Here is a 14,639-nt window from a genome sequence, read left to right on the forward strand (position 1 = left end):
TTTTGAACTAAATAAGCGACAAATATCTCACTAAATTATAAATAAAGTATAGATTATTAGCATTATATTTATAACTTTGAATCCGGGAATGATAGTATGGGATCCCCCCTTTTATCAGTTAAATTCTATAACAGCAATGGGAAACGACAACACAATTACAGGCACCTTCAATGGAACAGTCCATCTGGAATACCTACCATGTATTAATTATGCAATGATACACAATCATGTGCCTTCATGCAATTTCTGCGAACTCATGAATAGTGATGAAGTCGACTGGAATAACATCAAAGTATCCATAGACGGAGAACTTATTAAATACTCAGAAAGCATTCTTGAAATAATTCCACCCGGACAGAACATACAAATCAACAATCTGGAAATATCACCTGAAAGTGAAAAGCTAATCGAACTCACAGAAGGTATCGAAACTAATTTTCATCTGACTATTACGATTTCCGGTGAGATAGCCCATCAGCAAACATTTCCCATCAAACTGATGACATACGATCAGTGGACTGGTTCCAGGATCATGCCCGAACTCTTAGCGACATTTGTGACTCCCAATCACCCTATACTTTCAAGAATTAGTGTAAAAGCCTCACAATTCCTTGAAAAGTGGACCGGAAACTCTGCCTTAGACGAGTATCAGACACAGGATCCCAACCGAGTGCGTGCACAGGTAGCTGCTATTTATGAAGCTCTCCGGTCTGAGTCTTTAATATATTCTACGGTTCCGGCCAGCTTTGAAACTTCGGGGCAGCGTGTCCGCTTGGTAGATAATGTACTCACCAGTAAGCTGGGTACATGTATAGACCTGACTTTACTCTATGCTTCCTGTCTGGAAGCAAATGGCATTCATCCTCTTTTAATCTTATTGAAAGGACATATATTGGTAGGTGCATGGCTTACAGAAGATATTTATCATCAAACCGTAGGCGATGATGCCTCCTTTCTACTCAAAGGAAGTGCAAATGGTATCAGCGACATTGTATTAGTAGAGACAACCGCACTGGCATCTTCACAGAATATTTCATTTGAAGAAGCCGCTACAATGGCTCAGAGAGAAATCAAAGAAGAAAACAGATTCGAGCTGTTTATCGATGTATATAGGTGCAGACTAGATAAAATCCGCCCATTGCCGCAACGCATAAACCATAACGGTGAATGGCAAATAGAAAACAGCGGAATAGAGCATGAGAATGTAACCCAAAGAATACACCAACTGGACCGGTATGAAATAAAGCTGGAGGACGGCAAGGATGAAATAACCAAGCAGATTATTTGGGAAAGAAAATTACTGGACTTTTCTTTACGCAATAATCTGATCAACATCCGGCTTGGCAGAAGAGTTATACCATTCATATCTTTCGAAATTGACCATCTGGAAGATCATCTGCAAGCCGGAGAAAACTACCAGATATTACCCAGTCCCGCTAAAAGTAAAATAGAACCTGGTGAGACTGGTCTCTATGATTCTTCTTTATGGAAAGAGAATTTGGAAGAATTAGTAATCAGCGAGTTGAGAAACAAAAAACTTCGTTCTTATCTGACCGAAAGCGAACTACAGAATTCACTCAAATTTGTATACCGTACATCGCGAACTGCCATCGAAGAAAATGGTGCCAATTCACTGTTCCTCGTTTTAGGAATCCTGAAATGGTACGAGTCTCCTAAGAGTGTAAAACCACGCTTTGCTCCTATTTTACTGTTACCGGTAGACATTGTGCGCCGTGGAGGCTCAAGCGGATATATCATCCGCACCAGAGACGAAGAAATTATATTGAACATAACGCTCGTCGAACTATTGAAACAACAGTTCAGTGTTAATCTTTCCGGGTTGAATCCGTTGCCAAAAGATGATAGTGGCGTAGACGTGAAAAAGATATTCGCAACGATTCGTACCTGCATTCGTAATATGAAAGGTTGGGATGTAGTGGAAGAATCCATGTTGGGGTTATTCTCATTCAACAAGTTTGTCATGTGGAATGACATTCATACCAATGCAGACAAATTGAAAAAGAACGCCATTATAGCCAGTCTGATGGAAAATCGTATTCAATGGCAGGATACGACTCCGGAAATTGACGCCAGAGAAATAGATAGAAATCTTGAACCTATCCATTTTGCCATTCCCGTTGATGTCGATTCTTCGCAGTTGGAAGCCGTTATTGAATCAGGAGAAGGAAAGAGTTTCATATTGCATGGTCCTCCGGGAACCGGTAAATCACAGACCATTACCAATATGATAGCCAATGCCCTGTACAAAGGAAAACGTGTGCTGTTTGTAGCAGAAAAGATGGCAGCACTTTCCGTAGTACAAAACCGTCTGACTAAGATAGGATTAGATCCGTTCTGTCTGGAACTACATTCCAATAAAGTTACTAAATCCCATTTCTTAGCCCAGCTTCAGAAAGCTATAGAAGTCATTCACATTCAGTCTCCAGCTGAGTTTGAAAGTACTTCAAAGCAATTATTCGAGCGTAGAAAGAAATTAATCAATTATATGGAAGCGTTGCATCATCCCCATGCTTCCGGCTTCTCTCTGTACGATTGTATAACAAATTATTTGTCGATACAGGGAGATGAATTGTCCATCGACTTTTCTCTATTACCCTCCATCACTAAGAATCAACTGACAGATTTTTGCGAAAAGATCCAGGAACTGGATACAGTTTTTCAGATAACAGGGCATCCGCAAGACCACCCATTAAAAGGGCTGGAACCATACGACACTTCCATAGAAAGCTCTCAGAAATTACAAGCTGGCATCAGGAGCATTATTAATTTATTCAGCTCGATTACCGCTAACAGAAAGTTGCTTTCAAATAGTCTGGGAATCTCGATACCTGATAATTGGAATGGGATCAGTTGGATGGGAAAGATATGTAACCAACTTCTATCCATCCCATATCTGAATAAAACGTTATTGGAAATGGGTGGTAATACCGACTTGATAGAAGAATGGAAAGATATTATCCTGTCCGGTCGTAAGCGAGATCATTTACAAGCTGAACTGGGTAAAGACTATGCACCCCAAATTCTGGAAGAAAATGCATTTGCCCTCCAGCAAGAATGGAAAACTATCGAATTGAAATGGTTCTTACCTAAATTCTTTGCCAAACGTTCTTATCTGAAAAAGCTCAGGCTTTACAATACGAGTTTGCAGGCAGCACAAATACCAAGCCTGTTAGAAAAGTTAAATGCTTATCAAAAGAATAATAAGATCATTCAGGAGCAAGCTTCCGAATTATCATCTTCTTTCGGCTTCTTAGGAAGGAAAAATAAAGAGAAATGGGATGATATTGATTCTATACTTAAGAATCTTCCGATAATTTACAACACTTTATCGGAATACGCAGCAATCGTTCAACAGCCATTTGCAGAAGTTCTGAATCAATTTGCAAATAAAATCAGTATTGACTGGAACGCATTCCAGCAGTCTAATGAAAATACATTCAGGCAATTAATCGATACATCCAACGAGTTGAATACGGTTCTCAATGAAATAAAAGGTTCATGCTACATACAACTGCCGGATAATAATCTTGAAATGAAACTACCGGTTCTACTGAATACCTGGTTAACTCACTTCAATAAGATTAAAGATTGGGGACAATGGTGCATCCGTAAGAGAGAATTGGAATCCCTGCATTTAACCGTAATTATCAACTATATAACAGATAAGCATAAAAGCGGATCGGAAGCTTCTGATGCGTATATGAAGGGCGTTTATCACCAATTAGCTCTAAAAACCGTTGATGCAGACGAAACTTTACGTCTTTTCAACGGATTGCTATTTGAGGAAATGATCAGCAAATACAAACAGTTGACTGTAGATTTTCAAGAGTTGAGTAAAAAGGAACTATACTGTAGATTAGCAGCCAAAATACCATCACTGACAATGGAAGCCGCCTCCAGTTCCGAAATAGGAATTCTAAAAAGGAACATTTCAAATGGAGGACGCGGCACATCTATCCGGAGAATTATAGACCAGATACCAACTCTGTTGCCCAAGCTATGTCCATGCATGTTGATGAGTCCGATATCAGTGGCTCAGTATATCGATCTGGATGCAGAGAAGTTCGATCTTGTTATTTTCGACGAAGCATCACAGATGCCTACCAGCGAGGCAGTCGGTGCAATAGCCCGCGGCAACGCATTAGTGGTAGTAGGTGATCCCAAGCAAATGCCTCCAACAAGTTTCTTCTCCTCTTCACAAGTAGACGAGGAAGAAGCTGAATTTGACGATATGGAGAGCATTCTGGATGATTGCATCTCGTTATCCATTCCATCCCGTTATCTGACTTGGCACTATCGGAGCAAACACGAAAGTCTGATTGCTTTCAGTAATTCTCAGTATTACAATGGAAAGTTATATACTTTTCCTTCTGTGGATGACAGAATTTCAAAAGTACGTTTAGTTCAGGTAGATGGTACGTATGATAAAGGACGTACACGCAGCAATCATGCCGAAGCGGAAGCCATTGTGAAAGAAATACTGAACCGGCTACGTACATCTGAAGTTCCTGAAAAAAGCATAGGTGTCGTGTCTTTCAGCCAGGTACAGCAAAACCTGATAGAAGATATGCTCATTGAGGAGCTGAACAAATATCCTGAATTGGAAGAAAAAGCTTTCCAAAGTAATGAACCTATTTTCATCAAGAATCTGGAGAATGTGCAAGGTGATGAGCGGGATATTATTCTTTTCTCTATAGGATACGGTCCGGACAGGAATGGCAATGTATCCATGAATTTCGGACCATTGAATAATCAAGGCGGCGAGCGTCGTCTGAATGTAGCCGTATCGCGTGCACGTTATGAAATGATTATCTTCTCAACCTTACGCTCCGAACAAATAGATTTGAAACGTACAAAGTCCAAAGGTGTGGAAGGCTTAAAGAGATTTCTTGAATTTGCAGAACGCGGTACCTCACCTATTCCGGCCATCCAACTACAGAACCTGCAACAAAGTAATCTTATTACTTTAATTGCACAGGAACTTACTCAGCATGGTTATAAAGTGGATACTCTGGTAGGGCGGTCAAACTTTAAGGTGGATTTAGCGATTGTCAATCCATTGCAACCGGATACATATATTTTGGGAATATTGTGTGACGGCAGAAACTATTATGAAACGAAAACCACCAGAGACCGTGAAATAGTACAACCGAATGTTTTGCAGATGCTCCACTGGAATGTAATGCGTGTATGGTCCGTCGACTGGTTTGAACATAAAGAGAACGTCATGGAGCGCATTATCAAAAAGCTGGAATATTTAAAAAACACAAAAGCAGAAGAACAGCCTCCTCTTCCGACAGAGAATAATGTTCTGAAAACATTCAGTATAGAAAACGAACCTGTTGTAGAGTTAGTGAACAATAGAGAAAGAGAGTATATATTCGCTGACTTGCCTGATATAGGCTACAGTACAGATATCGATACCGTAATGGCTTCCTCCTATCAGGTTAAAAAACAACTTCAACAAATAGTCAGGATTGAACAACCCATAACAAATACTCTGCTGTATAAAAGGATATTACGAATTTGGAATTTGACAAGAGTTACCACCCGTTTGCAGGTATTTATAGACAGCCTTCTTGAAGATGCATATAAAGACCCCCTATCGGGAGATACCATAATTTACTGGGAGAATAAAGAGAAGGCTAAAGACTGTGACTTTTACCGCATCAATTCTAAACGCGATATTCTGGATATTCCAATCCTAGAAGTTATGAGTGCCGCCCGTTATGCCATAGAGCAACAGATATCCATGCCAATAGAAGACCTGAAACGGTTGACTTCCCAACTTCTTGGTTTTAGCAGGAAAGGAAACAATCTAGATATGGTAACGGAACAGACCATACAATTGCTGATTAATAAAGGAATATTCAGCCATGCGAACGGAATGGTATCCATGAATAATTAGGGTTCATGGATACTTTCTTCCGAAAGGAAAAACAGAATGAAAAATAATATCTACCTAATAGTCTTCGATAGTAGAATTTCCGAATATATCTTTTTTGATTGTAATCTTATTACCATTATCATCTTCAATAATCGTATTGCCTAAAATGTCTTTTTTGACTGTCTTCTTTTCTTGATTGACTATCGAATATTCGTAACTATCCTCGATAAAATTAACACTATAGCTCTTCGTTATATGGGGAGCTAAAACAAACTGAACTGCAAATAGGATAAATAGAACCTTTTTCATGGCGTATTTTTTAGGTTTGTAACAAAAGTAATATGGGAAAATAATAACAACTGGTGAATTCTATAATTATTGATAGGAAAAAACCTAAAATTAATATTTTTCATGTGCTACAATCGTATCGTTTTAGAAGGCTCGGGCTACATGCGGTCTACACTTGCACGATTTTCCACCCAAATGGTATGGTAGCTAAATTACTGAAGGTCAATAAACAACAAGAGGTTGTGTCGAAACTCTGACAAGCGTATCATTTTGTCATCCTGAGCGTAGTCGAAGGATCTCTTCTCTGTGCATTCAGGGGAGTAGATCCTTCACTACGTTCAGGATGACAGAGCGAAATGATAGTGATTCTTACTTTTGACACAACCTCTTTGTTTATTTAGAGGTTCCTGGCGGATTTTAAACTGCCAAGATAATCCTTTTATTTCCAGTTGATTAGAATATCTTTAGCTTCGCTACTGTAAAACAATTGTAAAACAAATATTCTGTTTAAATCGTTTATTAACAATCACAAAGATAAACTGATAATTTTGATTTGCAAAGAAAAAATGGAAAGATTTACTCCATTTCTTCATTAAGCCATGATAGACAAGTATTTTTGCAAAGCAGCTATCTCCGCTTCAACAACCAACTTTTGAAAGTCTTCCGGCAAATGTTCTGTATGCGATTTCTCTAATGCCATGTAATAGCTTACCTTTGCATCATTACTACCTTTCAAAGTAATAATAACGTAACCATTACGAAGAAGGTATAAGTTCATCAACAAACGAGAAGTACGCCCATTGCCATCTATAAACGGATGAATCCGCACCAGTTCGTCATGCAGGTAGGCAGCAATAAGAACAGGATGTACCTTTTCTTTTTCCATTTGCTTGAAACGGAGAATAAAATCTTCCATTTGCTTCTCTATCAGATACGGTTGTGGTGGCATATGTGTACTACCTGAAATCATAACAGGAACGGTGCGGTATCTCCCGGCATTTCCCCGGTCTATTCCATGGAGAATAAGGGCGTGTATTTCTTTGATGGTACGTTCGCTTATCTCTATATCTTGTTTGGCTATATCTTTAATATAGCTGATAGCTTCCGTATGATTGATTGCTTCCAAATGTTCACGCATGGATTTTCCGGAAATGGTAACGCCTTCGTTTACTACAAGGGCTGTTTCCTGCAAAGTGAGTGTATTGCCTTCTATACGATTACTTTCGTAGGTGTATTCAATATCCAAAGCATCCTGAATCTTTTTCAAAGCTTCTTCGGGCAATGGACGCAAAGCCGATAGCTGTTCTTTAAGAACATCTACCTTTTTCAGCATAACATTCATATTTTCATTCATGGTTACTCTATTTCTTTAATTCGTTCCACTTGTTTATTCAGGAAGTAATCGGCATACGGAGAATAATTTCCTGTTTCATAAAAGCCAATCAGCCCTTTCCTGTAGTTCAGTATATCGGCATCCCTTGAAGAATAAACTGGGATAATATCAGCGTTCATCAATGCAATACTTTCCATCATTCGGGAGGTACGTTTGTTCCCGTCTATAAAAGGTTGTAGTTTGGCAATGTTGCAATGAATATAAACGGCTCGCTCCAATGGATTTGTATATTGTTCTTGTTGATAAAGTATTTCATTCAACTTTGCCCGAATATCATGCAAATCCTTTGGCGGTATATATTCCGTGCCGCTAATACGGACAGCCCTTGTTCTTAAAAAGCCTGATTCTTCATCAGAAACCAACCCGGTAGATATAGATTGATGCACCCTGAACAAAGTGCGCTCATCTATCACTTCCTGATTTTTCCCTTTATTGATATACTCCAGTTCAGAGATGAAAGTATTATATAAATTCTTCAACATCTTGGCATCCTCATACTTCTTTTCGGAAGTAATGCCATCTTTGAGCAATGCTTCTGTTTCCACATAAGTATAGGTATTACCTTCTATCTTACCGGAATAGTAGCACCATACCACAGCCAAATCCTTTATTTCATTTGAGCGCAAATCCGATAGCTTTGCCAAAGGATGATTCAAAATGAATTGCGCCTTTTCCTGCTGCTCTTTATTAAATATCTGTTCCATAGTTTATGGTCAAATCTTGTTATTTCCTATAATACTCTTGCTTTCATAATACTTAATCCTGCCTTTAAGTTCATCAATATCTTTCTTAATGGAATCAGAGATAGGAATATTATGCTTATCCAAAAAGGCTGTGAGCTTTTGAAGTTCTTCCTGTACTTCCATTTTTCGGATGCCGTAATAATAGGTAGAAGTGAAATCAAATTCATCTTTGGTCATCAATACCCGTGCCACATCTTTAGGAGTTGTCTTGTCGGTGATATGAACATCTGTTTCCAGTAAAGAGGAAATGTACTTTAAATCCGAAGCATCAGGACTATACTGTTTTTTTAGTACATCAAAATAAGAATTAAACTTTTGTTCTTTAGCATCCCATTCAAGTTTCACCATTCCAAAACCGTGAATTGAGTAAGCTATCACCTTCTTAATAAGTCCTTCCAGTTCTTCCTTACTGATACAAACCCCATCTGATGCACCGGCAGAATAGTTATCGAAAAAATAGGCTGGTTCTACATTAAAATATTGAGCCATACTTAATAATGTATCTATTTTAGTAGAGTTAGCCTTGATAATTTTATGCAAACTCTGCTCCGTCATACCTAATTCGATGGCAGCCTGTTTCATTGTTACGTTTTTCTTTTCGCACAACTCCTTTATTCTTTCAAGATGAACCATATAAGTGTATTTAAAAGTTAAATACTAAACTATTAGTTTAGCCTTAAATATATTATTTCTATATTTGCAGCATCAAAGATAAGAAATAAAATTTAGTGTTCAAATAATAAACAGATTTTCTAACTAAAAAAGTAGAAGTATGGAAACAGTAATTGTAACTACAGAATCCGCTATCGAAAAGATAATGGAAAGAGTATTGGATAAGAAGTTGCCAAAGCCTCCTGAATCGGATGTAGAGAAGACTTATAGTATTAATCAAGTAGCCAGAATGATGGGACGCTCACACAAGAAAATTTCAGACCTTGTGGCATCAGGCGTGCTAAAGACTACTGTTGATAACCGTATTTTTGAGAGTTCTATTAAAGAGTACAATAACAAGTAAAGCCATTTACTAAACTAAAAGTTGAATTAAAGATTCTTTTTCATCCACCACTTGAAAGAGCAAGGTAGCGTTTCTGCAAAGGGACGCTACCCAACAAGGAACTAACATGACAATACCCAAAGAAACAAATATCTGCATATCAGAGCTAAAAGAGGAAGATAGCTTTCCTGTTTCTGTATTTCCTAAATTGATAAGGGAAATTATAAACGAAACGAAATCCACTCTGAACTATCCTATAGACTTTATTGCTTCCGCTATATGCTTTACCTTATCCGTAGGTATCGGCAACAATTTTGTAGCGAAGGTAAAGGAAGGTTGGAATGAACGTGCCATCTTGTACATGGCAATCATCGGACGTTCAGGAGTAAACAAGAGCCATCCGCTTAGTTTTGCCATGCAGCCATTATTTGAACTGGATATTAAATCATCCGTAAAATATCAGAAAGAGCGAAGAGAATATGAAAAATACATTCTTGCTTGTAAAAAAGAGAAAGAAGATAAGGAGCAAACAGCAGAACCGATATTGAAAAAGTTTATAGTATCGGATATTACTCCTGAACGGCTTATCACCATCCATCAGGATAACAAAAGAGGAATCTGCCTGTATGTGGACGAACTGATGTCATGGCTAAAAAATTTCAATCGCTATAATAGCGGTTCGGAAGAGCAATTTTGGCTATCCGTATTCAGTGGAAAACCTATCATACTTGACAGACAGGGAAATAAGAACTCCGCATTCATCAAACATTCTTTTATATCTGTAATTGGCACGATACAAAAAGGACTACTCAAAGAACTGGCGAAAGGGGAAAGAAGCGAGAACGGTTTTATCGACCGTATTCTGTTTGTTTTCCCACCCAATCTGAAAAAAGAGTACTGGAACGAGCTTGAATTATCCACACACATAGTCCCTCTTTGGAACTCCATTGTAAAGAAATTGACAGACATCCAATGTGTGACTGATGAAGACGGAGAACTTGTACCGACCCAACTTCCTTTTAATACGGAAGCCCGTACACTGCTTTATCATTGGCAGCATAAGAATACAGATTTATGCAATAGCGAAATGAATGAAGTGTTAGTTGGCGTATATAGCAAGCTGGATATATATGTTATCCGCTTTAGTTTGATATTACAGCTCTCACGATGGGCTTGTGATGAAAGCGATAAAAAGGAAATAGACAGTACAAGTGTTGAAGGTGCAATATCAATCGTTGAATATTTCCGCATTACAGCCAAAAGGGTACAAGGTATAACAAACTCATCCGCTATGTTAGAACAGTTACCGACAGATAAACTTTCGTTATATAATGCTTTACCTGTGGAGTTCACTACAAGCGAAGGCATTACAGTTGCTCAAAAGCAAAATATCTCGGTAGATTCATTCAAACGCTTTTTAGCAGACAAAAAAGGAAAACTATTTGAAAATGTCAAGCATGGAAGATATAAGAAGCTGATTTAATAAAGTCCGCATTTCTCACACTTTCCACATTTTGACTTATTGTCAATTGATTATCAATAATGTATATGTGCGCATAAAAGTAGAAATCGCCACACTTTATGCCACTGTTAAAATAAAGGCGAAGATAAAGATTATGACTTATCAGGAAGCTAACAACATAAGTATCAAGGACTATTTAGAATCATTGGGCATCTTGCCCGTAGTGGATAAACTTTATTACGGTATGTACCACAGCCCGTTACGGCAGGATGATACACCCAGTTTCAAGGTGGATTACGGTGTAAACCTTTGGTGTGACTTTGGAACGGGCGAAGGCGGCTCACTTATCGACCTTGTGATGAAACTGTACGAATGCAACGCTTACGGGGCTATCAGCCGACTGGAACAGGGTTATTACTCTGCCAATACTTTTTCTTTTCAAGGGAAAAGTATTTCAGAAAGGAATGCGGCAAAGGAAGAAAAGAAACAGCTTGCCAGCCCGATAGAAATCCGTAAAATCCAGCCGTTACAGAATCCGGCACTCATTAACTATCTGAAAAGCCGGAACATTGCGCCCGAAGTAGTGTCAGACTATGTGCAGGAAATGTATTACTGTGTAAACGGAAAACCGCTTTTTGCGCTCGCTTTCAAGAACGATGCAGGAGGGTACGAACTACGCAATCCCGGCTACAAGGGCTGCACCTCTCCCAAAGACATTACACGCATACAGTTTGCAGGAAAAAGGAACAATGCCTGTTTCGTGTTCGAGGGATTTATGGACTATCTTTCTTTCCTGACTATCCGCCATAAGAATAGCCCGACTTATCCCTGTATCGACTGGCAGGATTATATTATCCTGAACTCGACCGCCAATGTGGATAAAGCATTATACCCGTTAGGCGAGTACGAAAGGATACACTGCCTTTTGGATAATGACGAAGCCGGACGTAAAGCCACCCAAGCCATACAAAAGGAATACGACTGGCGTGTGCGTGATGCTTCACACTTGTACAGCGGACACAAAGACTTGAACGACTACCTATGTCAAAAGTCCAGCCAGCCAACGGAGAGGATGCAGCAGCGGAGCAAACCAGTACAGCCAGAGAAGCAAACACAGTCTACCAAGCAGCTGAATCAAGAAGAGAAAAACAGACAGATTCCCGGTGAAAAAAGAAAAAGGGGCAGACGCCTGTAGTCAAGAGAACAGGTAAGGCATACCAACGACAAACAATGTGATTTAGGAGAGCAAGGTTATGTTTCGGTAGACCGAAACCCCTTGCTTTGCTCATCGCAAAGAGAAATTTCTCCCGTTGGTCGCAATTTCTAAGATACCACCTAAAAAGCAAAAACGTATGACAGAGATAAGAAACAAGTCAGGAGGTCGCCCGGCAAAGAACCGGATAGACAAGCAAAAACGGGTAGTAAGTACGAAGCTGACAGAGTTACAGTACTACGCCATCAAGAAGCGAGCCGGAGAATCCGGTCTGCCTATTAGCGAATACGTCCGGCAAGCGGTTGTTTCGGCAGAGGTAATACCCCGGCTAAATAAACAGGATGCCGACACTATCCGCAAGTTAGCCGGAGAAGCCAACAACCTCAACCAGCTTGCACATCGTGCCAATGCAGGAGGTTTTGCGCTCGTGGCTGTGGAGCTTGTGAAACTGAAAAATAGGATTATTGAAATCATAAACCTGTTATCGGATGATTGGAAAAATAAAAAAGGGAAGCGGATTTAAAGGCTGTGTGAACTATGTACTTGGCAAGGAACAGGCAGCTTTGCTTCATGCGGAGGGAGTGTTAGCCGAAAGCAAGCAGGACATTATCCGTAGTTTCTGTATGCAAACAGAAATGAATCCCGGTTTGAAAAAGCCAGTCGGACATATTGCGCTAAGTTATTCGGTAGTGGATGCTCCCAAACTGACAGACGAGAAAATGGTACAGTTGGCGCAGGAGTACATGCGTGAAATGAAAATCACCGATACGCAGTACATCATCGTACGGCATCAAGACCGGGAGCATCCGCATGTGCATATTGTATTCAACCGGATAGATAATAACGGTAAAACCATTTCAGACAGTAACGATATGTACCGGAACGAGCAAGTTTGCAAAAAGCTGAAAGAAAAACACGGACTGTATTTTGCCAAAGGAAAAGAGCATGTGAAACAGTATCGTCTAAGAGAGCCGGACAAAACGAAATACGAGATTTACACGGCTATAAAGACTGAAATCGGAAAATCAAGGAACTGGCAGCAGCTACAAAAGCAATTAGCGGAAAAGGGTATCGGCATCCAGTTCAAATACAAGGGGCAGACGGATGATATACAGGGCGTTTCCTTTTTCAAAGGTGAATACACGTTCAAAGGCTCGGAGATTGACCGCAATTTCAGTTTTTCAAAATTGGATAAATATTTTGGGGATGCAGGGCTAACGGTAGCCGGAAGCAACAAACAGATGATTACCGCACAAGTACAGGAGCGAGTAATAAACAAAAGTGATAATTCGCTACTGGCAGGTTTAGGCGGTCTGTTTTCCGTTTCATCCTCTCCGGTTGACGAAACACCCGACAACCCCGATTTGAGAAAGAAGAAGAAAAAGAAGAAACGACAATTTAAGTTATAAGCGTATGGAAGAAAATTTGATTTTAGAGGGGCTTCTCTCTATGGTTACTGAACTGAAAGAGAAACAGGAACAACAGGTAATACCAGCCAGCCGGGAAGAAACGGTTAATCGGTTGGAGGTTATCGAGCAACGCATCTTAGAGGTGCAGGACAAATCCGGCATACCTGAAAATACGGTGCGGAATATTCTAAGCCAAATCGCCAGTATCAAGAAAGGGCAGTCCGAGAATCAGAAACAAGACCTTGAAGATATAAAGGGGCTTATTGTGGCTTCACATAGGTATTTCAAGGAGAAACTAAAGATATTGTTTCCGGCTGACACACACCTACCGGAAAAGACAGAATCCAGTTCTTTGTACGACAAACTCCTAAATGGGGTTACTCTCTACCTGAAACCGAAGTTCTTTCTTTTTTCAGCAGGAATACTCATTTGCCTTGTGTCGTTAGTCCTGAATATCCGCTTTGCGGAACGGATGCAGCAGTTACAAGATAATGATATAAAATACCGTTATCTCCTGATGAAAGGAAAGGCAGACGGAAGCAGTTTAGATTTGCTGGAAATGAATTTCAGCTGGAAACGGGATAATGCTTTTATTCAAAGCATAACAGATATGGTTATAGATTTTGAATACCGTAGCCGTAAGCAAGCGGAAGCGTTGGAACGTGCAAGGCTGTTGGACGAGCAAGCCAAACAGTTAAAAAAGGAAGCGGATAAGTTAAGGAAGCCATAGAAAAGAGAGAGCCGGAGCAAGTGATACCTACTACTCCGGCTTATTTGTCTTACTTCTTTTCCCCGAACTGTTTTTCAAAGTTACGGAGCATAACCGCATTAAACCGTTCCTTAATGAATGCCCGGACATCCGAAGCCCGGTAATAGACTTTTCCGCTAATCAACATATAGGGAAGTTTGTTTTTGCTTCGTAGTCGTTGCAAAGTTCTGATACTCACTTTGAATAGTAGAGATAAATCCTGATTATCCAGCAGGTTATCATCTTCAGGTAGCACCTTATCAGCATTACACAGTATCCGTACATCCTTGCAAAGCTCATCCAATTTATCAAATAGCTTTTGCATCCATTCCTTGAAATCATAGTTTTCTATATACATATTTGCTTCATTTTTCAGATTATACTTTAGTGGTTGTCAATCGATTGATGAAGCAAAGTTCAGAAAACCAGCGCAAAGAATTTACGAGGTAACACATGGAGTCCCCTATAAATAAGTCATAAG

Annotated in this window: 11 protein-coding genes and 1 pseudogene; 7 read left to right on the top strand and 5 right to left on the bottom strand. The window is 39.6% G+C overall.

What is annotated here, in order from left to right; translation table 11 throughout:
* Window positions 1-136: 136 nt before the first annotated feature.
* Window positions 137-5,929, top strand: a complete 5,793-nt coding sequence (locus DW182_RS07935; protein ID WP_233564109.1) for a DUF3320 domain-containing protein — start codon at window positions 137-139, stop codon at window positions 5,927-5,929.
* A 60-nt stretch (window positions 5,930-5,989) separates the two neighbouring features.
* Here DW182_RS07935 and DW182_RS07940 read toward each other — a convergent pair.
* The 4 genes and pseudogenes from DW182_RS07940 to DW182_RS07955 form a co-directional block, all read right to left on the bottom strand.
* Window positions 5,990-6,217: pseudogene (locus DW182_RS07940) on the bottom strand (hypothetical protein); the annotation flags it as partial.
* A gap of 571 nt (window positions 6,218-6,788) precedes the next feature.
* Window positions 6,789-7,550 carry a Fic family protein gene (locus DW182_RS07945; RefSeq protein ID WP_049702421.1) on the bottom strand — a complete coding sequence of 254 codons (762 nt, stop codon included), beginning with the start codon at window positions 7,548-7,550 and terminating at the stop codon, window positions 6,789-6,791.
* Window positions 7,551-7,552: 2 nt separating this feature from the next.
* Window positions 7,553-8,293, bottom strand: coding sequence for a Fic family protein (locus DW182_RS07950; RefSeq protein ID WP_049702420.1), 741 nt, complete (start codon window positions 8,291-8,293; stop codon window positions 7,553-7,555).
* A 9-nt stretch (window positions 8,294-8,302) separates the two neighbouring features.
* Window positions 8,303-8,965 (bottom strand): helix-turn-helix transcriptional regulator, encoded by a 663-nt coding sequence (locus DW182_RS07955; protein ID WP_049702419.1) that lies wholly within the window; start codon window positions 8,963-8,965, stop codon window positions 8,303-8,305.
* A 139-nt stretch (window positions 8,966-9,104) separates the two neighbouring features.
* On the opposite strand from DW182_RS07955, the gene DW182_RS07960 reads away from it, so the two are divergent.
* From DW182_RS07960 to DW182_RS07985, 6 genes are all read left to right on the top strand, one after another.
* Window positions 9,105-9,347, top strand: coding sequence for a hypothetical protein (locus tag DW182_RS07960; RefSeq protein ID WP_049702418.1), 243 nt, complete (start codon window positions 9,105-9,107; stop codon window positions 9,345-9,347).
* A gap of 106 nt (window positions 9,348-9,453) precedes the next feature.
* The gene (locus tag DW182_RS07965; protein WP_049702417.1) at window positions 9,454-10,809 is read left to right on the top strand and encodes a DUF3987 domain-containing protein; all 1,356 of its coding nucleotides are present in this window, start codon (window positions 9,454-9,456) and stop codon (window positions 10,807-10,809) included.
* A 133-nt stretch (window positions 10,810-10,942) separates the two neighbouring features.
* Complete coding sequence (locus DW182_RS07970) at window positions 10,943-11,983, top strand: toprim domain-containing protein (RefSeq protein ID WP_049703312.1); 1,041 nt, start codon at window positions 10,943-10,945, stop codon at window positions 11,981-11,983.
* A 157-nt stretch (window positions 11,984-12,140) separates the two neighbouring features.
* A complete protein-coding gene (locus DW182_RS07975) occupies window positions 12,141-12,524 on the top strand; it encodes a MobC family plasmid mobilization relaxosome protein (protein ID WP_049702416.1) in 384 nt (127 codons plus the stop codon).
* Complete coding sequence (locus tag DW182_RS07980; protein ID WP_049702415.1) at window positions 12,490-13,410, top strand: relaxase/mobilization nuclease domain-containing protein; 921 nt, start codon at window positions 12,490-12,492, stop codon at window positions 13,408-13,410. The genes DW182_RS07975 and DW182_RS07980 overlap by 35 nt, the downstream gene beginning before the upstream one ends.
* Before the next feature lie 4 nt (window positions 13,411-13,414).
* On the top strand, window positions 13,415-14,140 hold the full coding sequence (locus tag DW182_RS07985) for a hypothetical protein (RefSeq protein WP_049702414.1): 726 nt from the start codon (window positions 13,415-13,417) through the stop codon (window positions 14,138-14,140).
* Between the two features lie 49 nt (window positions 14,141-14,189).
* On the opposite strand, the gene DW182_RS07990 is transcribed toward DW182_RS07985, so the two are convergent.
* Window positions 14,190-14,516: a helix-turn-helix domain-containing protein gene (locus DW182_RS07990; protein ID WP_049702413.1), complete on the bottom strand. Its 327-nt coding sequence runs from the start codon at window positions 14,514-14,516 to the stop codon at window positions 14,190-14,192.
* Between the last annotated feature and the right edge of the window lie 123 nt (window positions 14,517-14,639).

This window comes from Bacteroides sp. AM16-24 (assembly GCF_003471885.1).
Taxonomy (GTDB): domain Bacteria; phylum Bacteroidota; class Bacteroidia; order Bacteroidales; family Bacteroidaceae; genus Bacteroides.